A 22249-nucleotide genomic window follows, 5' to 3' on the forward strand; every position below is an offset into this window, starting at 1 on the left:
GCACCACCATGAGCGACACCCCCGGCTTCGATTTCGATTTCGCGGTTCAGGCCCCGTTCCGCATGCAGCCCGGTCTGCGCCGGCTGGCGCCCGGCACGCCGCAGCTCACGCCGGCCGCGCTGCCGCAGCGCGGCGTGTCGCGCCACATGCGCGAGAAGCTGGCCGTGCTGTGGGCCTTTGCCGACGATGCGCTGTGCAGCGTGCCCGGCTTCGATGCCCGCCCCGCGCTCGATGCGCTGGCCGCGCATGCCGCGGCCGAGCATCCCGCAGCCTGGCAGGTCGACGGTGCGCGCTGGCGCTGCGCCGGTCTGGGCTGGAGCCTGGACGCCGATGACGAGCCGGTGGCCGATGCCGACACCGGCTGGCCCGAGATCGGGCCCTTTTTGCGCCAGATCGCCCGGCCGTGGCGGCGCGCGGCGCTGCTCTCGCTGGCCTTCTGCGAAGACTTCGCCATCGTCGACGCCGCCAGCGGCAGCATCCCCTGGCTGGCCGTGGCCCTGCCCTCGGTGTGGGCGCCGGCCGAGAAGGTGGGCCGGCCGTTCGGCGAGATCCACGCGCCGGTGGCCGATGCCAGGCTGATCGTGCAGGCCGCACCGCAACTGGTCAAGCTGGTGACCGGGGCCGAACGCTGGGAGCGGTTTGTCTGGACGATCACGCCGCACCCGCGCCTGCACGCCCATCCGCGGCGTTATCCACCCGAGCGCTGGGCGCCGGCACTGCTGGCCGATGCCAGCGGCGACACCCTGGCCGCGCAAAGCTGGTGGCGCACCGAGCGGCAGAGCTTCATTCCGGTGCCTGGCACCACGATCGTCGACGCCGGCCCGGGCCAGGCCGTGTTTTGCATCGGCGTGGAGGTGCAGCCGCTGGGCCGCGCGCTGGCTGAGCCGGCCCGGGCGCAGCGCGTGCACGAGGCGCTGGCCTCGATGAGCGAGGCGGTGCTGGCCTACCGCGGGCTCGGCGCGGCGCGCGCGCCCCTGCTGGCCTGGCTGGCCCGCCGCGCCGCCGGCGACACGGCCACGGCCTGACCGCAGCACGATGAGCTGGGGCCCGCCGCAACCGGTGCGGATCGTTTTTTCGGACCCGGCCGCGCCCGCCGCGCCCGACTTCGGCGACGTGTACCACGCGCGCCAGGGTGCGCTGGTGCAGGCACGCCATGTGTTCCTGGCCGGCAACGGCCTGCTGGCGCCTGGCTGCGACGGCCAGGCGCCACCCGGCCGCTGGGCCGGGCGGCCACGCTTCACGGTGCTGGAAACCGGCTTCGGCCTGGGCCACAACTTTCTGGCCACCTGGGCCGCCTGGCGCGCCGATGCACAACGCCCGCGCGAGCTGCTGTTCGTGTCGCTCGACAAACACCCGCCGCGGCGCGATGACCTGGCCCGTGCGCTGGCCCAGCACCAGGCCGATGCCGAGATCGCGCCACTGGCCCAGGCCCTGCTGGCGCACTGGCCGCCGCTGACGCCCGATCTGCACCTGATCGACCTGCCCGCGCTGCCCGATCCCACCGCAGCGCGCGGCGCCGCCGCCGCCTCGCTGGGCCGGGTGCGCCTGCTGCTGGCGCTGGGCGACATCGCCCAGGTGCTGCCCGAGCTGGTGCTGCAGGCCGATGCGATCTACCTCGACGGCTTTGCGCCCAGCCGCAACCCGGCCATGTGGGACCCCCGGCAGCTGCAGCGCCTGGCCCGCCTGGCCGCCCCCGGCGCCACCCTGGCCACCTGGAGCGTGGCCAGCACGGTGCGCGAGGCCCTGGCCGCCGCCGGCTTCCAGATGCGCAAGCTGCCGGGCCTGCCGGGCAAGCGCGAGATGAGCGTGGGCCAGTTCATGCCGCGCGTGCACCCGCCGCCGCCGCCCGGCCGGCCGCACCTGGCGGCCCGGCCGCCGCGGCGCGTGGCGGTGATCGGCGCCGGCCTGGCCGGTGCGGCCGTGGCCCGCGCCCTGGCCGCCCAGGGCTGCGCGGTGCAGGTGATCGAGCGGCGCGACGCCCCGGCGATGGAGACCTCGGGCAACGCCGGCGGCCTGTTCCACGGCATCGTGCATGCGCAAGACGGCCCGCACGCACGCTGGCTGCGCGCCGGCGCGCTGCACATGCAGCGCGTGCTGGCACCGCTGCTGGCCGCCGGCCGGGTGAGCGGCGCGGCCGACGGCCTGCTGCGCAGCGCGCACGACAGCACGCCCGCGGCCATGCAGGCGCTGATCGAGCGCCTGGGCCTGCCGGCCGACTACCTGCAGATCGACGCCCACGCCTGGCCCGCCGCCAGCAGCCTGGCCGGCGCAGCCTGGCGCTACCCCGGTGCCGGCTGGGCCGCGCCGGCCGAGCTGGTGCGCGCCTGGCTGGACGACGCCGCCATCACGCTGCGCTGTGGCGTGGCCGTGCACCGCCTGCAGCGCCTGCACGGGGCCTGGCAGCTGCTGGACGCCGACGACCAACCGATCACCGATGCCGACGCCGTGGTGCTGGCCAATGCCGGCGAGGCCCTGCGCCTGCTGGACGCCCGCTGCACCGCCCGCTGGCTCACCGGCCGCCAGCGCGGCCAGACCACGCTGCTGCCGGCCGCCCTGCCCGGCCTGCCCGCGCTGCCCGTGCCGCTGGCCGCCGGCGGCTATGCGCTGCGCCTGCCCGACGGCCGGCTGCTGTGCGGCGCCACCTCGCAGCCCGGCGACGACGACCCCGCCGTGCGCACGGCCGACCATGCGCACAACCTGGCCGCGCTGCAGCGCGTGAGCGGCTGGGCCGCGCCGCTCGATCCGCAGCAGCCCGGCGACGCCGCGCAACTGCAGGGCCGCACCGGCTGGCGCTTTGTCACCGACGACCGCCTGCCGCTGCTGGGCCCGGTGCCGGTGGCCGAGCCCACCGGGCACCGGCTGGAGCAGCCACGCCAGGTGCCACGCGAGCCGGGGCTGTGGATCTTCAGCGCGCTGGGTTCACGCGGCCTCAGCCAGGCCGCGCTGGGCGGCGAACTGCTGGCCGCGTGGATGTGCGGCGCCCCCCTGCCGGCACCGGCCGCACTGCTGGATGCCGTGGACCCGGCGCGCTTTTTTGCGCGGGAGCAGCGGCACCGGCAAGACCGCTGAGGCCGGGCGCCCTGCGCCCCGCGCAGCGGGTTCAATCACAACGCATCAGTCGAAGCTGAGCGTCTTGACGCCGGCCGCCGTGCCCAGCAGGCACACGCGGGCGCGGTGGCGGGCAAAGATGCCCACCGTCACCACGCCGGGCCACTGGTTGACCTCGGCCTCCATGGCCGCGGGGTCGGTGATCTGCAGGCCACGCACATCCAGGATGGCGTTGCCGTTGTCGGTGGTGCAGTGGGCGCGCAACTGCGCCTCGCCACCGTAGATGGCCTTGAAGCGCCGCGCCACCTGGGCGGCGGCCATCGGGATCACCTCCACCGGCAGCGCAAACTTGCCCATCACCGGCACGAGCTTGCTCTCGTCGGCGATGCAGATGAAGCGCTCGGCCAGGTCGGCCACGATCTTCTCGCGGGTCAGCGCGGCGCCGCCGCCCTTGACCATGAAGCCGCGGTGATCGATCTCGTCGGCGCCGTCGATGTAGACCGGGATGCGCTCGACGCTGTTGCTGTCGAGCACCGTGATGCCATGCGCCTGCAGGCGCTGCGTGCTGGCCACCGAGCTCGACACCGCGCCGCTGATGCGGTGCTTGACCGTGGCCAGCGCATCGATGAACTGGTTGACCGTGGAGCCGGTGCCCACGCCGACGATCTGGCCATCGACCACGTAATCCAAAGCGGCGCGGCCCACGAGGGCCTTGAGTTGATCCTGGGTCAGCGGGGCGGACATGGCAGCGGGTTCCGGTGGGTTGAAGGGGTGAAGGGGTGAAGGGGCGACGGCGCAGCGGGCCTCGGGGTGGCGGCGCGCCCGGCCGGCATGGAACCCATGCGGGACAATCGCGCCACCATGCCGATTGTCCCCTACGCCCTCACCCGCCCCTTCCTGTTTGGCCTTGATCCCGAGCGCGCGCACGAGCTCACGCTCGATGCCATTGCCACGCTGCAGGGCACGCCGCTGCAATGCCTGTGGAGCGCGCCGCGCGTGGCCGATCCGGTCACCGTGGCCGGCCTGCGCTTTGCCAACCGCGTGGGCCTGGCCGCCGGCCTGGACAAGAACGGGCGCTGCATCGACGGCCTGGGCGCGATGGGCTTCGGCTTCATCGAGGTGGGCACGGTCACACCCAAGGCGCAGCCGGGCAACCCCAGGCCGCGCATGTTCCGCCTGCCCGAGCGCGAGGCCCTGATCAACCGCTTGGGCTTCAACAACGAGGGCCTGGAGGCCTTTGTGGCCAATGTGCAGCGCAGCCGCAGCTTTCGCGCCAGCGGCGGCATCCTGGGCCTGAACATCGGCAAGAACGCTGCCACAGCCATCGAGGACGCGGCCCAGGACTACCTGCTGGGCCTGGACGGCGTGTACCCGCATGCCGACTACGTGACCGTCAACATCTCCAGCCCCAACACCAAGAACCTGCGCGCGCTGCAAAGCGACGAGGCGCTCGATGCCCTGCTGGGCGCGCTGCAGCAGCGCCGCGCGCAGCTGGCCGCGCAGCATGGCAAGACCGTGCCGGTGTTTCTGAAGATCGCGCCCGACCTGGACGACGCGCAGGTCAAGGTGATTGCCGCCACGCTGCGCGCCAACGGCATCGACGGCGTGATCGCCACCAACACCACCATCAGCCGCGAGGCCGTGCAAGGCCTGCCGCACGCCGACGAGGCCGGCGGCCTGAGCGGCACCCCGGTGCGCGAGGCCAGCAACCGCGTGATCGCGATGCTGCGCGCCGAGCTGGGCAGCGGCTACCCGATCATCGGCGTGGGCGGCGTGATGAACGGCGCCGACGCCCGCGCCAAGCTGGCCGCCGGCGCCGATCTGGTGCAGGTGTACACCGGGCTGATCTACCGCGGCCCGGGGCTGGCGGGCGAGGTGGCGCGGGCCTTGAAGAACGGACGCTGAGCCCAGGCCCGCTATTGGTCAGCTATTGCTCAGCTATTGCTCAGCTATTGGCCCGCCACCACGCCCTCGCGCCTCGGATCGGCGCCGCCAAACCAGCCGTCGGGCGTGCGCTGGATGGCCTGCAGGCCGCTGGTCAGCGCCATCTCCAGCACCTTGTGGCCACGCGCCTGCAAGGCCTGCACGGTGGCCGGCGGGTAGCGCCCGGCCTCCAGCAGCAGCGGGCTGCCGCTGAACTGCGCCACATTGGGCAGGGCCACGGCCTGCTGGGCGTCCAGGCCCCAGGCCTGCAGGCCCAGCAGGGTCTTGGCCGTGAAGTGCGGAATGGCCGCGCCGCCCGGTGAGCCCAGCGTGGCCAGCAGCCGGCCCTGGGCATCGAACACCAGGGTCGGGCTCATGCTGCTGCGCGGCCGCTTGCCCGGCTGCACCCGGTTGGCCGCCGGCCGGCCCTGGGCATCGAGCGGCGCAAAGTTGAAGTCGGTGAGCTGGTTGTTCAGCAAAAAGCCGCCGGCCAGGCCGGTGCCGCCATCGCTCATCAGGTGCGCCCCGAAGGCGTACTCGATGCTGGACGTGAAGGCCAGCGCCTGGCCGCGCGCGTCCACGATGCTGATGTGGCTGGTGCCCTGCTCGGGCTCGCCAGCGGCCACCGTGGGCGCGGCACGCGGGCCGATGCGGGCCGCTCTGTTTTGCAGATAGGCGGCATCGAGCAGGCTGTCCCAGCGGCCGGCCGGTGGCGCGGCAAAGTCGGGGTCGGCCACCCAGCGCTCGCGGTCGGCCTGGGCCAGCTTGGCGGCCTCGGCATACAGGTGCAGCCAGTCGGCCCCCGGCACGCCCTGCTGCAGCACCGGCGCGGCCGGCACCAGCGCCGGCGGCACCCGCTCCAGCAGGCCCAGGGTCTGCATCACCGCGATGTGGCCTGACGAGGGCGGCGGATGGCCGCACACCCGCAGCTGGCGCCAGGCGCTGCACAGCGGCGCGCGCTCGATGGCGCGGTAGCTGGCCAGGTCGGCCAGGCTCAGCCGGCCGGGATTGCCGGCATGGCCGCGCACCCGGGCCACGATGTCGGCGGCAATGGGCCCCTGGTGCAGCGCATCGGCGCCCTGCGCGGCAATGGCGCGCAGCACCGCGGCCAATGCCGGGTTGCGCAGCCGGTGGCCCACCGGCCAGGGCTGGCCCTGGGCGTCCAGGAAGTAGGCCGCGGCCTGGGCATCGCGCCGCAGCTGCGGGGCCTGGCCGGCCAGCAGCGCATGCAGGCGCGGGCTGACGGCAAAGCCCTCGTCAGCCAGCGTGATGGCCGGCTGCATCAGCTGCGCCCACGGCAAGCGGCCGTGGCGCTGGTGCACGGCCTGCAGCAGGCGCAGCACGCCGGGCACGCCCACGGCCCGGCCACCCACCACGGCCTGCATCAAGGCCATGGGCTGGCCGTCGGGGGCCAGGAACAGGTGCTCGTCGGCAGCGGCCGGCGCCGTCTCGCGGCCATCCCAGGCGCTCACAGCCTGGCCGTCCCACAGCACCAGGAAACCGCCACCGCCGATGCCGCTGCTTTGCGGCTCCACCAGCGTCAGCACCATCTGCACGGCCACTGCCGCATCCACCGCGCTGCCGCCGGCGGCCAGCATGCGCGCACCGGCCTCGGCGGCCAGCGGGTTGGCCGCGGCCACGGCCTGGCGTTGAAAGGCCCAGCCGGGTTTGGCGCTCAGGCCGCTGGCAGCCTCGGGCTGGGGGGGTGGCGATGCAGGGGCTGGTGCAGCCGGTGTGGGCCTGGCTTGCCAGGCACAGCCTGACAGCGTGAGTGCCGCGATGGCCGCGATGGCCGCCAGAGGCGCCACAGACGCCAGAAATGAAGAACGCCGCATCGGCGCATGCTAGCGCTGGCGGCATGGTCGACGCTGTGCACAGACTGAACGCACCGTCTGAACGCACCAACCCAGCTTGGCGCGGCCTGCCCCGCTTGCAGCACGATGGGCCGGCATCGCACCAGCCCGCATTTGTGCGTTTGGCGTGACGAAACCCTGGAACTTTTTCACAGACGCATGAACTCGCCCCCAGCCTGGGCTAGCATCAACCCTTATTGAAGTACCCGCAAAGTCGGAATGTCGTCTACGTCGCCGCCCGACAATGGATTTCCCAGCAATCCTTTCGCCCTGGCCAGCATCCTGCAGGCCGCGGAGTCGACCGAGATCGTCGCCGCGCGCGACATCGTCGATGACCACGGCATCAAGCTGCTGGCCGCCAACCTGAGCATCACGCCGCGGCTGCACCAGCAGCTGATCGACCGCAAGCTGCGCCATCCGCTCGAGACCAGCCTGCGCGTGGTGGACGGCGTGACGCACGACCACCTGGTGCGCGAGCTGTACCGCTTTGTCGACGGGCCCGAGCCGCTGGCGCGTTTTGTGGCGCCGCTGGCCGCGCCGCTGACCCCGGCCGTGGCCTCGCTGCCGCTGCCGCCGGTGGTGCAGCTGCTGCTGACCACCACCCACCGCCTGCAGCCCGACACCTTCTCGCATGCCGTGCGGGCCATGGCGCTGGCCGGCGCCCTGACCTGCGCGCTGGCCCCGAAGCGCCAGCCCACGCCGCAGGGACTGGTGGATGCGCTGCATGCCGGCCTGCTGCATGACATCGGCGACTTCTACCTCAACCCGGCCTACCAGGGCCTCAAGCGCCCGCTGCTGCCGGCCGAGTTTCGGCACCTGGCCGCACACCCGCAGGTCGGCGCGCTGCTGCTGCGCCATCTGGCCGGCGCGCCGCCCGCGGTGTGCCAGGCGGTGGCCGAGCACCATGAGCGCCTGGACGGCAGCGGCTACCCGGCGCAGGCCCAGGCGGCCCAGCTCAGCCCGCTGGGCCAGTTGATTGCGGTGGTGGAGGTGGCGCTGGGCCTGGCCACCGGCCATGCGGCCCAGATGCGCCATGCCGCCGAGCCCTGCGATGCCGAGGTGGAGGCCGCACGCTTTGCACGCCGGCTCGACTTTGTGCTGCGCTTCGTGGGCGGCGAACTCAACCACACCGCCTACGGGCCGCTGGTGCGCTGGGCCCGCACCCAGATGACCGCCGTGCCACTGACGCCCGAGCCGGCGCCCACGGGGGTGTTGACGCTGGCCGAAGAGATGACGGCGCTGGGCCAGTTGCTCGACCAGCTGTTGCGGCTGGTGGATGCTTTGGCCGGCCACCGCGACGCTGCGGCCGCCCGCGTGGCGGGCCGGGCGCGCCACCGCCTGAGCCGGCTGCGCCTGGCCGGCCATGCGATGGGCCTGTGGCTGCCGGCCGAGATGACACCCGAGGCCAGCGACGCCGAGGCCGCCAGCGAGACCGTGGTGCTGCACGGACTGGCGCGGCGCGAACTGCGCCACCGCCTGCAAAGCCTGCGCCGCGACTGCCTGTGGCCCGAGACCGAGGCCGAGCTGCTGGTGCACCCTGCGCTGGCCCCGCTGTGGCAGGAGATCGACGACTGGCTGGCCACCACGCGCTGACCCTGCACGGGTCAGCGCGCGGGTGGCGTCACTGCAGCGCCACGCCGGTCTTGCTTTGCAGCTCGTCGCGGGTGACGCCCGGCGCCATCTCCACCACCTTCAGGCCGTGCGGGGTGACATCGAGCACCGCCAGGTCGGTGATGATGCGGTCGACCACGCCCACGCCGGTGAGCGGCAGGGTGCAGGCGGGCAGGATCTTCAGGTCGAAGCCGCCGTCCTTCTTGCGTGCCACGTGCTCCATCAGCACCACCACGCTCTTCACGCCGGCCACCAGGTCCATCGCGCCGCCCATGCCCTTGACCATCTTGCCGGGGATCATCCAGTTGGCCAGGTCACCCTTCTCGCTGACCTGCATGGCGCCCAGGATGCTGAGGTTGATCTTGCCGCCGCGGATCATCGCGAAGCTGTCGTGGCTGCCGAAAATGCTGCTGCCGGGCAGCGTGGTCACGGTCTGCTTGCCGGCGTTGATCAGGTCGGGGTCGACCTCGCTCTCGTCGGGGAAGGCGCCGATGCCCATCATGCCGTTCTCGCTCTGCAGCCACACCTCGATGTCGGGCGACACGAAGTTGGCCACCAGCGTGGGCAGGCCGATGCCCAGGTTCACGTAGAAGCCGTCCTGCAGTTCCTTGGCCGCGCGGGCGGCCATTTCGTCGTGGGTCCAGGCCATGTCAAGCCTCCTGCCGAGCCGCCTCAAAGGAGGCATGCGCCCCCTCGGGGGGCAGTGAATGAAATGAACGTGGGGGCATCATGTTCAAACTCCCTTCGGGTTTTGCTTGGTGGTGCGCTTCTCGATGCGCTTCTCGGGCGTGGCATTGAGCACCAGGCGGTGCACGTAGATGCCGGGCAGGTGCACCGCGTCGGGGTCGAAGCTGCCGGTCTCGACGATCTCCTCCACCTCCACCACGCTGATCTTGCCGGCCATGATGGCCGCCGGGTTGAAGTTGCGCGCGGTGCGCCGGAAGATCAGGTTGCCGCTCTTGTCGGCCTTCCAGGCCTTGCCCAGCGCCACATCGGGCACCAGGGCACGCTCCATCACATAGGTGTGGCCGTCGAACTCGCGCTGCTCCTTGCCCTCGGCCACCAGCGTGCCCACGCCGGTGCGCGTGAAGAAGGCCGGAATGCCTGCGCCGCCGGCGCGCAGGCGCTCGGCCAGCGTGCCCTGGGGCGTGAACTCCAGCTCCAGCTCCTTGGCCAGGTACTGGCGCTCGAACTCCTTGTTCTCGCCCACGTAGCTGCTGATCATCTTGCGGATCTGGCGCGTCTCGAGCAGCTTGCCCAGGCCGAAGCCATCAACGCCGGCGTTGTTGGAGATGACGGTGAGGTCCTTGGCGCCGCTGTCCTTGAGCGCCTCGATCAGCGCCTCGGGGATGCCGCACAGGCCGAAACCGCCCACGGCCAGCAACTGGCCGTCGCGCACGATGCCGGCCAGGGCCGCCGCCGCGCTGGGGTAGATCTTGTTCATGGGGTGGATGCTCCGCAAATGGGCAGGAGTGGTGGAAGCAAATTCGGCGCAAAGCGTACTACGTATGGCATTACGTAGGTGTTACGTAAGATCGCTTACGGAACATGCCCGAGCCCGCACCGCCCACGCCTGGAGACACTGCCCACCATGAGCCAAGACCCCACCCCCGAGCTGGACGCAGCCGCGCTGCAGACCCTGCTGAGCGAGCTGTTTGCCCCGTGGGTGCAGGAGCTGCAGCTGCGCGTGCTGCACACCCGCCGTGGCGCGGTGACGCTGGCGCTGCCGGTCACGCCGCGGCATGTGCACGCCGGCCAGGTGCTGTGCGGCCAGACCCTGATGGCGGCCGCCGACACCGCCATGGTGCTGGCTGCCAGCAGCCAGCTGGGCGGCTTCAGGCCGATGACCACGGTGCAGCTGCAAACCAGCTTTCTGCGCCCCATCCCCGGCAGCCAGACCGCGACCGCCGGCGAGGCCCAGGTGGTGGCCCGCGTGCTGCGCGCCGGCAAGAGCCTGGTGTTCGGCGAGATCGAGCTGTTGGATGCCCAAGGCCGCCTGGCCGCGCACGCCACCACCACCTGCGCCCTGCTGTAGGTTCGCGCCCGGCCCGGCCCCGACTCGTCCCGACACGGCCCGACAACGCCCGACACGGCCCGACAACGCCCGACACGGCCCGGCACGTTCAGCCGCCCATCGGCCGCCCCGCCCGCGCTGGCGCGCGACCCATTGTTCAAGCCCTGCCCATGCCCGACCTGCCGCTCGACTACCGCACCGCCTTCGACCTGGCGCCGATCGGCCTGGTGCTCAGCCGCCAGCGCCAGATCGTCGACTGCAACCGCCAGCTGCTGGCGATGTTTGGCGCCGAGCGCGAGCAGCTGGTGGGCCAGAGCTTCGAGATGCTGTACCCCTCGCCCGACGAGTTCGAGCGCACCGGCGCGCGCATCGTGGCCGCGCTCGATGCCCAGGGCTGGTACGCCGACGAGCGGGTGATGAAGCGCGTGGGCTCGGTGTACGGCGGCGCGGCGCGGGGCGAGCTGTTCTGGTGCCATGTGAGCGGGCGTGCGCTCGATCCGGCGGCACCGCACGCGGCCGGCATCTGGGCCTTTGAAGACCTCAGCGCACGCCGCAAGCTCAAGCTCGACTTCACGCCACGCGAGCGCGAGATCGCCGCGCTGCTGATCGAGGGCCTCACCAGCAAGCAGATCGGCAAGCGGCTCGAGATCAGCCCGCGCACGGTGGACGTGTACCGCGCCCGGCTGATGCGCAAGGCCGGCGCGGCCACCACGCCCGAGCTGGTGCACAAGCTGCTGAGCGGCTGAGCCGCTGCAACGGCCGCTGCTGCGCGGGCCCAGGGCGGCCAGCCCCTGTCATCGCGGCCCCCGCATCGGGCGTTAGACGGGCATGAACCTCCGCCACCCAACTGCCCTGCGCGGCGCGCGCCGCCTGCTGGCACTGATCGCCCTGGCCGGCCTGCAGGCCGCTGCCCATGCCGAGCTGGTGCTCTACGAGCACGACGACTACGGCGGCCGCCAGTTCAGCACCCGCGCGCGCAGCACGCCCGACCTGGCCGCCGAGGGTTTCAACGACCGCGCCTCGTCGGCCGTGGTGCGCAGCGGCCGCTGGCAGCTGTGCACCGATGCCGAGTTTCGCGGCCAGTGCATCACCTTGTCGGCCGGCAGCTACCCCTCGCTGCGCGGCGTGGGCCTGAACGACAGCGTCTCGTCGGTGCGCGAACTGGGCGATTGGGGCGGCGGCTGGGCCGGCCGTGGCGATGCCATCGAGCTCTACGAGCACGATGACCTCGAAGGCCAGCGCCTGGGCAGCAACAGCCCGGTGGTCGATCTGGCGCGGCGCGACTTCAACGACCGCGCCTCGTCGGTCTTGATCCGCAGCGGCCGCTGGGATCTGTGCAGCGACGCCGACTTTCGCGGCCGCTGCGTCACGCTGGGCCCGGGCCGCTACACCCAGCTGCGCGACCAGGGCCTGAACGACGCCGTGTCGTCGCTGCGGCCCAGCAGCGGGCCGCCGGCCTGGGGCGGTGGCCGGCCCAATGGCGGCTGGCACAACGACGACGGCTCGGTACCCGAAATCACGCTGGGCATCCAGCGCTATGGCCGCGCCACCTTCAGCAATGGCTGCGTGGTGTACTACAACCCGGCCGGCCAGCGCCTGCAAAACCTGCCGTCCTGCGATGGCCGCCAGATCCGCCGCGCCGACGAGAGCATGAGCCGCTACCGCGCCGACCAAGGCCTCGACCGCCCCGAGCACACCCACCCCTGGAGCCGCCCGCGGCCACCGGGCGGCCTGCTGCGCGAAGAGTCGGCGCCCGAGATCTTTGCCGGCAACAACCGCGAGGCCGAGGTCGTGTTCCGCGACAACTGCATCGTGTACTACGCCGCCAGCGGCCGGCGCTGGCGCCAGCTGGCCAACTGCACGCCCGAGCAGCTGCGCCGCGCCGATGCGGCGATGGCCAGCTTCCGGCGCGCGCAGGGCTGGTAAGCCGGGGCCGCGGCGGCCACCGCCGCCGGGCACCCGCGCGGCGGCCGTATTCCGCTGATCGGCATGCAGCAGACCGCTCGGGCGGCTGCGGGTTCTCTCTAGGTGCCGCGTGACTCACGCGTGACGGGGCCATCGGGTATCGCCATGCAGAATGGCTTGCAGACAGGCGTGGCGGCCGCCAGGCGCGCCCGCGTTTCGTGCACCGATTCCATGGAGACCCGAGCATGTCGACCCCCACCCGCTATGAGCTGCGCGGCGCCACCGCGCTGATCACGCTCGACCACCCGCCGATCAACGGCCTGGGCCTGGCCCTGCGCACCGGCATCGTCGATGCGCTCGACCAGGCGCTGGCCGATCCGGCCGTGCAGGCCATCGTGCTCACCGGCACGGCGCGCGCCTTCTCGGGCGGTGCCGATGTCAAGGAGTTCGGCACGCCCAAGGCCGGCATGGAGCCGCGCCTGCCGGTGGTGATTGCCGCGCTCGAGAACTCGCCCAAGCCGGTGGTGGCGGCGGTCGCCGGCGTGTGCATGGGCGGCGGGCTCGAGCTGGCGCTCGGCGCGCACTTTCGCGTGGCGCAGCGCGATGCGCAGATTGCCCTGCCCGAGGTCAAGCTGGGCCTGATCCCCGGCGCCGGCGGCACGCAGCGCCTGCCACGCCTGGTGGGCCTGGAGGCGGCGCTGAACCTGATCGTCTCGGGGGCCAGCGTCAAGGCCGCGCAGTTCGAGGGCACGCCGCTGTTCGACGCCGTGACCGACGGCGATGTGGTGGCGGCCGCACTCGCCTTCGCCGAGCAGGCCGTGGCCGAAGGCAAGCCGCTCAAGCGCGCCCGCGACCTGAAGCTCAAGGACCCGCAGGCCGAGGCCTGGCTGCAGTTCGCCCGCAACACCGTGGCCGCCACCGCCAAGGGCTGGCCGGCACCGCTGAAGTGCGTGGAGGCGGTGGCGCTGTCGGCCAGCAAGGGCTTCGACGAGGGCCTGCGGCTCGAGCGCGACATCTTCCTGGGCCTGATGGCCACGCCCGAGAGCCGCGCGCTGCGCCATGTGTTCACCGCCGAGCGCGCCGCCGCCAAGATCCCCGACGTGCCGGAGGACACGCCGCTGCGCACCATCGCCAAGGTGGGCGTCATCGGCGCCGGCACCATGGGTGGCGGCATCACGATGAACTTCCTGAACGCCGGCATCCCGGTGGTGCTGCTCGAGATGAAACAGGAGGCGCTGGACCGCGGCATCGCCACCATCCGCAAGAACTACGACAACTCGATGAAGAAGGGCAAGCTCAAGCCCGAGCAGGTGGAACAGCGCATGGCGCTGATCACGCCCACGCTGGGCTACGAGGGCCTGGCCGATGTGGATCTGGTGATCGAGGCCGTGTTCGAGGACATGGGCGTCAAGGAAACCGTGTTCCGCACGCTTGACGAGGTGTGCAAGCCCGGCGCCATCCTGGCCAGCAACACCAGCTACCTCAACGTCGACAAGATCGCGCAGTTCACCCAGCGCCCGCAAGACGTGATCGGCCTGCACTTCTTCAGCCCGGCCAACGTGATGCGCCTGCTGGAGGTGGTGCGCGGCGCCGCCACGGCGAACGATGTGCTGGCCACCAGCATGGCGCTGGCCAAGAAGATCAAGAAGGTGGCCATCGTCTCGGGCGTGTGCGATGGCTTCATCGGCAACCGCATGCTGGCGCGCTATGGCGCCGCCGCACAGAGCCTGGTCAATGCCGGTGCGCTGCCGCAGCAGGTCGACAAGGCCCTGCAGCAAGGTTACGGCCTGGCCATGGGCCCGTTCCGCATGGGCGATCTGGCCGGCCTGGACATCGGCTGGGCCACGCGCAAGCGCAAGGCCGCCGAGGCCGGTGTGGAGATGAAGCCCATCGTGGCCGACAAGCTCTGCGAGGCCGGCCGCTACGGCCAGAAGACCGGCGCCGGCTGGTACCGCTACGAGGCCGGCCAGCGCGACCCGATCCCCGATCCGGTGACCGAAGCGTTGATCACCGAGTACCGCGCCGCCAACGGCATCACGCCGCGCAAGGTGGGCGACGACGAGATCGTCGAGCGCTGCATCTACGCGCTGGTCAACGAGGGCGCACGCATCCTCGAAGAAGGCATTGCCGCCCGCGCCTCCGACATCGACCTGGTCTACCTCAACGGCTACGGCCACCCCGCCCAGCGCGGCGGCCCGATGCTGTATGCCGACACCGTGGGCCTGGCCAACGTGGTGCGTGCGCTCAAGCGCTTTGCCGCCGAGCCGGGGGCCGATCCGTCGTGGCAGCCCGCGCCGCTGCTCGCCAAGCTGGCGGCCGAAGGCAAGACGTTCAGCTGACGCCCCCGGTCGCGGAATACCGCGACCACCCCCGCGGGGTGGGCTGGGCCGCTTGGGGCGGCCCGGCGCTGGCCCAGCCCCCTTCGACAGACACCGAGGACATCCATGATTGACGCTGTCATTGTCTCCACCGCCCGCACCGGCCTGGCCAAGAGCTGGAAGGGCGCCTTCAACATGACCCATGGCGCCACGCTGGGCGGCCATGCGGTGCAGCATGCGGTGGCCCGCTCGGGCCTCGATCCGGCCGAGATCGAGGACTGCATCATGGGCGGCACCTTCGGCGAGGGCACCACCGGCGGCAACATCGCCCGCGCCATCGCGCTGCGCGCCGGCCTGCCGGTCACCACCGCCGGCCTCACGATCAACCGCTTCTGTTCCTCGGGCCTGCAGAGCATTGCGCTGGCCGCCCAGCGCGTGATGACCGAGGGCTGCCCGGCCATCGTGGCCGGCGGCGTCGAGAGCATCAGCTGCGTGCAGAACGAGGCCAACAAGCACATGCGCGTGGACCCCTGGCTGGCCGAGCACAAGCCCGAGCTGTACTGGAACATGCTGCAGACCGCCGAGCAGGTGATCCAGCGCTACAACATCCCCAAGCTGGCGCAAGACGAATACGGCGTGCGCAGCCAGCAGCGCGCCGCCGCGGCGCAGGCCGCCGGCAAGTTTGCCGACGAGATCGTGCCCATGACCACGCTGATGGGCGTGGTCGACAAGGCCAGCGGCCGCCTCACGCGCAAGGAGGTCACGATTGCCAGCGACGAAGGCATCCGTGCCGACACCACGCTCGAGTCGATCAGCGGCTTGCGCTCGGCCCTGCCGGGCGGCATCGTCACCGCCGGCAACGCCAGCCAGTTCAGCGACGGCGCCTCGGCCGTGGTGGTGATGAACGGCAAGCTGGCCGAGCAGCGCGGCCTCAAGCCGCTGGGCATCTTCCGCGGCTTTGCCATCGCCGGCTGCGAGCCCGACGAGATGGGCATCGGCCCGGTGTTCGCCGTGCCGCGCCTGCTGCAGCGCGCCGGCCTGAAGGTGTCCGACATCGGCCTGTGGGAGCTGAACGAGGCCTTCGCCTGCCAGGTGCTGTATTGCCGCGACAAGCTGGGCATCCCCGACGAACTGCTCAACGTCAACGGCGGCGCCATCGCGGTGGGCCACCCCTACGGCGTGAGCGGCGCGCGCCTGACCGGCCATGCGCTGATCGAAGGCAAGCGCCGCGGCGCCAAGTACGTGGTGGTGACCATGTGCATCGGCGGTGGCCAGGGCGCGGCCGGCCTGTTTGAAGTCGCCTGAGCATGGCTGACGAGTTCGCGCATTTCACCGGCACCAAACCGGTCTCTGCCCAACACGCATTCGACGTGGCCGCGCTGGCGGCATGGGCGCGTGAGCAGCGCGTGCCGGGCTTCGAGGCTGCGGTGACGGTCGAGCAGTTCAAGGGTGGGCAGTCCAACCCCACCTTCCAGGTCACGGCCGGCGGCCAGCGTTATGTGCTGCGCCGCAAGCCGCCCGGCAAGCTGCTGCCCTCGGCGCATGCGGTCGATCGCGAGTTCAGGGTCATCAGCGCGCTGCACGGCACCGCGGTGCCGGTGGCCAGGCCCTGGGCGCTGTGCGAGGACACGGCCGTGATCGGCTCGATGTTCTACCTGATGGACTGCGTGGACGGCCGCGTGCTGTGGGACCCGGCGCTGCCGGGCATGACGCCCGCCGAGCGCACAGCCCACTACGACGAGCTGGGCCGCGTGATCGCCGCGCTGCACAGCGTGGACGTGCAGGCCGTGGGCCTGGGCAGCTACGGCAAGCCCGGCCAGTACGTGGCGCGGCAGGTGGAACGCTGGACCCAGCAGTACCGCGCCGCCGAGACCGAGCCGGTGGAGGCCATGAACCGGCTGATCGAGTGGCTGCCGGCGCGCGTGCCGGCGGCGGACGAAACCCGCGTGGTGCATGGCGACTACCGCTTCGACAACGTGATCTTCCACCCCACCGAGCCGCGCATCCTGGCGGTACTGGACTGGGAGCTGAGCACGCTGGGCCATCCGCTGGTCGACTTTGCCTACCACTGCATGACCTGGCACATGGCCAATGGCGAGGGCAACCGCGGCCTGGCCGGCGTGGATCTGGGCGCGCTCGGCATCCCCAGCGAAGCCGCTTACCTGGCACGCTATCTCGAGCGCACCGGCCGCCCTGCCGGCAGCGTGAGCGCGGCCGACTGGAACTACTACCTGGTGTTCAACATGTTCCGCCTGGCCGGCATCCTGCAGGGCATCCTGGCGCGCGCGCTGCAGGGCAATGCCTCGAATGCCCGCGCGCTGGAGGCCGGCAAGCGAGCCCGGCCGCTGGCCGAGCAGGCCTGGCAGCTCGCCCAGACGCTCTGAGCCTTGCGGAGAAGCACCCCATGGAACTGAAGGACAAGGTCATCGTCGTCACCGGTGGCGCGTCGGGCATCGGCGCGGCGGCCTGCCGGCGTTTTGCGCAGGAGCAGCCGGCGGCCATCGTGGTGGCCGACCGCGACGAGGCCGGCGCCGCCGCCGTGGCCGCCAGCCTGGTGCGGCACACCACCGCCCAGGCCGTGCGCTGCGATGTGGGCGTGGAGGCCGAGGTGCAGGCCCTGGTGGCCCAGGCCACCGCGCGGTTCGGCCGCGTGGACGTGTTTTTTGCCAATGCCGGCATTGCCCTGCCCGGTGGCCTGGAGGCCCCCGACGAGGCCTGGCAGCGCTGCTGGAACATCAACCTGATGGCCCATGTGTACGCCGCACGCGCGGTGGTGCCGCAGATGGTGGCGCGCGGCGAGGGCTACTTCGTCAGCACCGCGTCGGCCGCCGGCCTGCTGTCGCATGTGGATTCGCCCACCTATGCCGTCACCAAGCACGGCGCGGTGGCCTTTGCCGAGTGGCTGGCCATCAACCATGGCCACGAGGGCCTGCGCGTGAGCTGCCTGTGCCCGCAGGGCGTGCGCACGCCGATGCTGATGGGCGCCGAGGGCCAGCGCAAGAGCTTTCTGCAGGACGGCATGCTCGAGCCCGAGCAGGTGGCCGACGAGATCGTGCGGGTGATGCAGGCCGAGCGCTTTCTGATCCTGCCGCACCCCGAGGTGGCCGACTACGTGCGCCACAAGGCCGCCGACATCGACCGCTGGCTGGGCGGCATGCGCAAGGTGAAGGCGCGCTCGCGCGCCGTGCAGGGCGGCTGAGCCGCCCTGCCCCGGCCAGGCTCAGCCCGGCTCGGCGGCCGCGAGGGCCGGCTCGGCCTCGAACAGGCGCGGCGGCACCGGCACGGTGATGTCGGCGTCGATCAGGGCCCGCAGCGCGGCCAGTGCGGCCGTCGCCTCGGGGTCGGGGGCCGGGCAGGTCTGCTGCATCCGGTCGGCCAGCTCGAGCGCCAGCTCCTGCAGCATGCGCGCGGCCTGGTGCAGGCGCTGGCAGAAGGCCGGGTCGTCGGCCGGCGGCGCCATCAGCGCGGCATTGAGCGCCACGAACCAGGGCAGCGCAGCCTGGTCCAGCATGCGCGGCGGGTTGCGCCGCGGGCTCAGCCGGCCCCACTCGCGCAGCAGCTGCTGCACGGCCGTGTTCAGGGCCCGGCAGCGCGCCAGCGGCTCGCGCAGCTGCGACAGCAGCTTCACATCGGTGAGGCGGCCGTGCACGAACAGCGGCGACAGCACGCCCCAGTAGTAGCTGTAGTCCCAGATCACCTTGACCGGCAGCACCTCGGGGTCGCCGAACAGCGCGTACTGGTCGCGGTAGAGCGCCAGCGTGCTTTCGTAGACCGACTGGTAGATCTGGTCGTACACCTGGGCCTGGGCCTGCACGCGGTGGCCGGCCCGCTCGCGCAGCACCAGCTCGGTGATGGCGGTGTTGGCCATGGCGATGAAGTCGCTGCCGGGCGAGTAGAAGGGGTCGAGAAACAGCCCGGCCTCGCCGGTGAGCGCCCAGCGCTCGCCCGAGAACACCTGCTTGCAGCCATAGGAGAAGCTGCGCAGGAAGGCGAAGTCCTGCAAGGTCTCGCGCTGCCCGTCCAGCGCCTCGAACAGGCACGGCTGGCGCTGCTGCAGCCAGTCCATGGCCTTGTCGAAGCTGTCCATCGTCGACAGCGGATGCCAGCGCGGATCGGCCACGATGCCCACCGAATGCGAGCCCGACGACAGCGGGATCAGCCACACCCAGTAGCCCGGCCCGACCAGGTGGTTGGTCGAGCGCCAGCGTTCAGCCGGCGTGCAGCGCTCGCGCCAGGCGGGGTCGTCCGACCAGTCGTCGATGCGGATGCGGTGCCGCATGCGAAACCACACCGCATGGCAGTCGTGGCCATTGGGCTGGGCCAGGGCCTTCTGGCGCTTGATCAGGCCGGCACGGCCGCAGGCGTCGATCACCCAGCGGCAGCGGGTGCGGTGGGTCTGGCCGGCCTGCAGCCAGTCGACCTGGTGCTCGCCGTCGTCCTTGGCCAGTGCCAGGGCGGTGACGCGGGCCGAGTCGGCCAGGCGGATGCCGGCCTGCTGCACCCGCTCGGCCAGCATGTTCTCGAAGATGCCGCGGTCGATCTGGTAGCTGACCATCGGCAGCGCCACGCTGGCGCCCACCTCGGTGACCGCGGCCAGCTCGCGCTGCCCGTCCGAGAAGAAGAAGCGGAAACCGAACTTGCGCAACTGATGCTGCTCGAGGTGCTCACGCAGGCCCAGCACCTCGGCAAAGTAGTGCGCCGCCAGCTCGACGGTCGATTCGCCGACCTTGTGCGTGGCCACCGGCACCGGGTGCTGGCGCCGCTCGAGCACCAGGATGTCGAGCTCGGGGCAGCGCTGGCGCAGTTGCAGCGCCAGGCTCAGCCCGGCCAGGCCGCCGCCCATGATCAGCACGTCGCACTGCCCGGCCGCCCGGGCCGCGTCGGCCTGCGGCGCGGGCGCGGTGCGGCTGTCCGTGGCGTGGCTGTCCGCGGCGTGGCTGATGGGGGCGGCGTCGGGGTGGGCGGGGGCGTCGGGCATCAGTGGCGGCTTCGGGTTGGGCGGGCGGCTCACTGCGGGTGCAGCGGCGTCACGGTCAGCGCCAGCGCCTGCTGCGCCGACAGGGGCAGGTTGACATGGTGCACCGACGGCCCGGCCGCCGTGGCCCTTGCCAACAATTCGCACAAGGGCAAGGCATCGGCCATGGCATTGCCGGCCAGCGATTGCGCGGCGGGTGACAGCAGCGCCGGCGCGGGCGCGGCACCGTCGTTCAGCTGCCAGTCGAGCCGCGCCACGCTGTGCGCGCCGGGCACCGGCGACAGCACCAGGGCCACGGCCAGCAGGCCTTCGCTGTGGGTCACCGAGGCCAGTCCGCCCACGGCGTTGACGTCGTAGCCCACCAGCAGCACGGCGCGCCCATCGGCCTGGCACTGGGTGGCCGCGGCCAGCAGGCCGTTGGCAAAGCTGCGCACATGGGCGGTCAGCGCGGTGCTGGTCTCGTGGCAGGCGGTGGCCATGGTCCAGTAACCGGCGGCCGCGTTGTGCACCGAGTTGTGAAAGCGCGTGGGCGACAGCAGCAGCGGCGTGCGCGCCAGCGTGCTGCACATGTAGTCGTTGACGCCCAGATCGCCATGCGCCGACACGAACACGCTGGGCAGCGCGGCCGCATCGGCCCCGGCTGCGGCCACCGCGGCCGCGCCGGCCACCAGGGCCAGGGCCACGGTGTCGGGCGCACGCCGGCGCTCGGCCGGCGCCAGCATCTGCGGCACCGGCCGCACCGCGGTGGCGCCGGCGGCCAGCGGCTCGCCGCGCAGGGCCGGCGCGGCGCTGTCCCAACCCGGCAGCAGGGGCGACCACAGCGACACCGCATCCACATACAGCGCGGCCGTGGCGGCCGGCGCCGCCGCCAGGTCGGCCCGGGCCGGCGCTACCGCCACCTGTGCCACTTGTGCCGGCGCATCGGCCTGCGCATCGGCGCGGCCGAACACCAGCACGCAGTTGTTGCCGCCAAAACCGAACGAGTTGCTCAGCGCGCGCCGCACCGGGCCGGCCGCGCCCTGCAGGCGGATCTGCGGGCCGCACAGCGCATCGGGCACCTGGGTGTTCACGGTGCCCGGCATCCAGCCGTCGCGCAGGGCCAGCAGCGAAACCACCGCCTCGACGATGCCGGCCGCACCCAGCGTGTGGCCGACGTAGCCCTTGGTGGAGCTGGCAAAGGCCGTGGCGCCAAAGCGCCGCGCCACCAGCGCGGCCTCGACCTCGTCGTTCTTGGCGCTGGCCGTGCCGTGCAGGTTGACGTAGTCGATGGCCTGGGTGTCGGCCAGGCCGGCGCGGGCCAGCGCGTCGTCCAGCGCGCGCTCGGCGCCCAGGCCCTGCGGGTGCGGGGTCGACATGTGGTGGGCGTCGCTGGCCTCGCCATAGCCCAGCAGCAGCAGTGCGGCCTGCGGCGCATCGGCCTGGCGCTGCAGCAGCGCAAAGCCGGCGGCCTCGCCCAGGCTGATGCCCTGGCGCGCGGCGTCGAAGGGCCGGCAGGGCTCGGGCGAGACCAGCTCCAGCGCATTGAAGCCGAACAGCACGCTGCCGCACAGCGTGTCGACGCCGCCGACCACGGCCGCATCGGCCAGGCCCAGGCGCAGCAGGCGCTCGGCATCGGCAAACACCTTGGCGCTCGACGAGCAGGCGGTGGACACGGTGACGCAAGGCCCGCTGAGCGCCAGCGCCTCCTGCACGAACATCGCCAGCGAGTGCGGCGTGTGCACCTGCGGCAGCCGGTCGGCGGCGGCAAAGCGGCCGTCGGCATCGAGCCGGGTGTAGGCCTCTTCGGTGGCGCCGATGCTGGAGGTGGAGGTGCCCAGCACCAGGGCCACGCGGTGGGCACCATGGCGCTGGCGCGCCGCGGCCACGGCGGCCATGAAACCATCGGCCTGCAGCCCCAGCCAGGCCAGGCGGTTGTTGCGGCAATCCCAGTGCTGCAGCGCGGCCGGCAAGGCCACCTGCTCGACCCCCTCGACGCGGCCGATCCAGGTGGGCAGCACGGGCGATCCGAAGTCGTTCGGCCTCAGGCCGCTGCGCCCGTCGCGCAGGGCCTGCAGCAGGGCTTGAAGACCGTTGCCAACGGCCGTGGTGGCCGTGAAGGCGGTGATGGCGAGCGGAGCGATGGGCTGCGGCACGGTGAGGTCGGTAGAAAGGCCGGCGCATGATAGCGGCAGCATTCCGGGCCGCTGCGCCCTCCCCCGGACAGAGGTGCCGCGGCCTGCGCCAGCCCGCCCGGCCGGGGCCGCACCCCTACAATGGCGGGTTCTCGAAGTCCTGCCACGCCATCGCCATGAGCTCGTCCCCGACCGACCACATCACCCCCGCCGCGCAGGGCGCCGCCAGCGAGCTCGAACGCGAACTGGCCGGCGTGCTGGTGCAGGCGCTGAACCTCGACGTGGCCGTGGATCAGATCGACCCGACCGCGCCGCTGTATGGCGAAGGCCTGGGGCTCGATTCGATCGACATCCTCGAGCTGGCGCTCGAGGTCTCGCAGCGCTACGGCTTCCAGCTGCGCTCGGACGACGAAGACAACGTGCGCATCTTCGCCTCGCTGCGCAGCCTGGCGGCGCACGTGGCCCAGCACCGCACGGTCTGAGCCCGCAGC

At 72.2% G+C, this 22249-nt stretch carries 18 protein-coding genes and 1 pseudogene; 12 read left to right on the plus strand and 7 right to left on the minus strand.

Annotated features, from left to right (window positions below):
* Nucleotides 1–8: 8 nt before the first annotated feature.
* On the plus strand, nt 9–1025 hold the full coding sequence (locus N4G63_RS16155) for a heme-dependent oxidative N-demethylase subunit alpha family protein (RefSeq protein ID WP_260786474.1): 1017 nt from the start codon (nt 9–11) through the stop codon (nt 1023–1025).
* A 34-nt stretch (nt 1026–1059) separates the two neighbouring features.
* The gene (gene mnmC / locus N4G63_RS16160; RefSeq protein ID WP_314599930.1) at nt 1060–3069 is read left to right on the plus strand and encodes a bifunctional tRNA (5-methylaminomethyl-2-thiouridine)(34)-methyltransferase MnmC2/FAD-dependent 5-carboxymethylaminomethyl-2-thiouridine(34) oxidoreductase MnmC1; all 2010 of its coding nucleotides are present in this window, start codon (nt 1060–1062) and stop codon (nt 3067–3069) included.
* Between the two features lie 45 nt (nt 3070–3114).
* On the opposite strand, the gene rpiA is transcribed toward mnmC, so the two are convergent.
* The gene (gene rpiA / locus N4G63_RS16165) at nt 3115–3792 is read right to left on the minus strand and encodes a ribose-5-phosphate isomerase RpiA (protein ID WP_260786476.1); all 678 of its coding nucleotides are present in this window, start codon (nt 3790–3792) and stop codon (nt 3115–3117) included.
* Between the two features lie 117 nt (nt 3793–3909).
* On the opposite strand from rpiA, the gene N4G63_RS16170 reads away from it, so the two are divergent.
* Nucleotides 3910–4953, plus strand: a complete 1044-nt coding sequence (locus N4G63_RS16170) for a quinone-dependent dihydroorotate dehydrogenase (RefSeq protein ID WP_260786477.1) — start codon at nt 3910–3912, stop codon at nt 4951–4953.
* 44 nt (nt 4954–4997) lie between these two features.
* Here the strand turns inward: N4G63_RS16170 and N4G63_RS16175 are convergent, their stop codons facing one another.
* Nucleotides 4998–6806, minus strand: coding sequence for a gamma-glutamyltransferase family protein (locus N4G63_RS16175; protein WP_314599931.1), 1809 nt, complete (start codon nt 6804–6806; stop codon nt 4998–5000).
* 237 nt (nt 6807–7043) lie between these two features.
* On the opposite strand from N4G63_RS16175, the gene N4G63_RS16180 reads away from it, so the two are divergent.
* A complete protein-coding gene (locus N4G63_RS16180) occupies nt 7044–8417 on the plus strand; it encodes an HD-GYP domain-containing protein (RefSeq protein WP_260786479.1) in 1374 nt (457 codons plus the stop codon).
* A 28-nt stretch (nt 8418–8445) separates the two neighbouring features.
* Here the strand turns inward: N4G63_RS16180 and N4G63_RS16185 are convergent, their stop codons facing one another.
* Entirely contained in the window at nt 8446–9084 is a 639-nt protein-coding gene (locus tag N4G63_RS16185) for a 3-oxoacid CoA-transferase subunit B (protein WP_260786480.1), read from the minus strand.
* 84 nt (nt 9085–9168) lie between these two features.
* The gene (locus N4G63_RS16190; protein ID WP_260786481.1) at nt 9169–9879 is read right to left on the minus strand and encodes a CoA transferase subunit A; all 711 of its coding nucleotides are present in this window, start codon (nt 9877–9879) and stop codon (nt 9169–9171) included.
* 147 nt (nt 9880–10026) lie between these two features.
* Here N4G63_RS16190 and N4G63_RS16195 point away from each other — a divergent pair, with 147 nt between their 5' ends.
* From N4G63_RS16195 to N4G63_RS16225, 7 genes are all read left to right on the plus strand, one after another.
* Entirely contained in the window at nt 10027–10470 is a 444-nt protein-coding gene (locus tag N4G63_RS16195) for a PaaI family thioesterase (RefSeq protein ID WP_260786482.1), read from the plus strand.
* Nucleotides 10471–10619: 149 nt separating this feature from the next.
* Nucleotides 10620–11195 carry a LuxR C-terminal-related transcriptional regulator gene (locus N4G63_RS16200; RefSeq protein ID WP_260786483.1) on the plus strand — a complete coding sequence of 192 codons (576 nt, stop codon included), beginning with the start codon at nt 10620–10622 and terminating at the stop codon, nt 11193–11195.
* Between the two features lie 82 nt (nt 11196–11277).
* Complete coding sequence (locus N4G63_RS16205; protein ID WP_260786484.1) at nt 11278–12375, plus strand: beta/gamma crystallin-related protein; 1098 nt, start codon at nt 11278–11280, stop codon at nt 12373–12375.
* Between the two features lie 224 nt (nt 12376–12599).
* Complete coding sequence (locus tag N4G63_RS16210) at nt 12600–14693, plus strand: 3-hydroxyacyl-CoA dehydrogenase NAD-binding domain-containing protein (protein WP_260786485.1); 2094 nt, start codon at nt 12600–12602, stop codon at nt 14691–14693.
* Between the two features lie 105 nt (nt 14694–14798).
* Nucleotides 14799–15977, plus strand: coding sequence for an acetyl-CoA C-acyltransferase (locus N4G63_RS16215; protein ID WP_314599932.1), 1179 nt, complete (start codon nt 14799–14801; stop codon nt 15975–15977).
* 2 nt (nt 15978–15979) lie between these two features.
* Nucleotides 15980–17056 (plus strand): phosphotransferase, encoded by a 1077-nt coding sequence (locus N4G63_RS16220; protein ID WP_260786486.1) that lies wholly within the window; start codon nt 15980–15982, stop codon nt 17054–17056.
* Nucleotides 17057–17076: 20 nt separating this feature from the next.
* On the plus strand, nt 17077–17871 hold the full coding sequence (locus tag N4G63_RS16225; protein WP_260786487.1) for an SDR family oxidoreductase: 795 nt from the start codon (nt 17077–17079) through the stop codon (nt 17869–17871).
* 21 nt (nt 17872–17892) lie between these two features.
* Here N4G63_RS16225 and N4G63_RS16230 read toward each other — a convergent pair whose 3' ends face one another.
* From N4G63_RS16230 to N4G63_RS16240, 3 genes and pseudogenes are all read right to left on the minus strand, one after another.
* Nucleotides 17893–19650, minus strand: coding sequence for an NAD(P)/FAD-dependent oxidoreductase (locus N4G63_RS16230; RefSeq protein ID WP_260786488.1), 1758 nt, complete (start codon nt 19648–19650; stop codon nt 17893–17895).
* A 29-nt stretch (nt 19651–19679) separates the two neighbouring features.
* Nucleotides 19680–20369, minus strand: coding sequence for a beta-ketoacyl synthase chain length factor (locus N4G63_RS16235; protein WP_260786728.1), 690 nt, complete (start codon nt 20367–20369; stop codon nt 19680–19682).
* Between the two features lie 207 nt (nt 20370–20576).
* Nucleotides 20577–21821 (minus strand): annotated as a pseudogene (locus N4G63_RS16240) (beta-ketoacyl-[acyl-carrier-protein] synthase family protein); the annotation flags it as partial.
* 113 nt (nt 21822–21934) lie between these two features.
* Here N4G63_RS16240 and N4G63_RS16245 point away from each other — a divergent pair.
* Nucleotides 21935–22240, plus strand: a complete 306-nt coding sequence (locus N4G63_RS16245; protein ID WP_260786489.1) for a phosphopantetheine-binding protein — start codon at nt 21935–21937, stop codon at nt 22238–22240.
* The last annotated feature ends 9 nt before the right edge of the window (nt 22241–22249 follow it).

It is taken from the genome of Aquabacterium sp. OR-4, assembly GCF_025290835.2.
GTDB lineage: Bacteria > Pseudomonadota > Gammaproteobacteria > Burkholderiales > Burkholderiaceae_C > Pseudaquabacterium.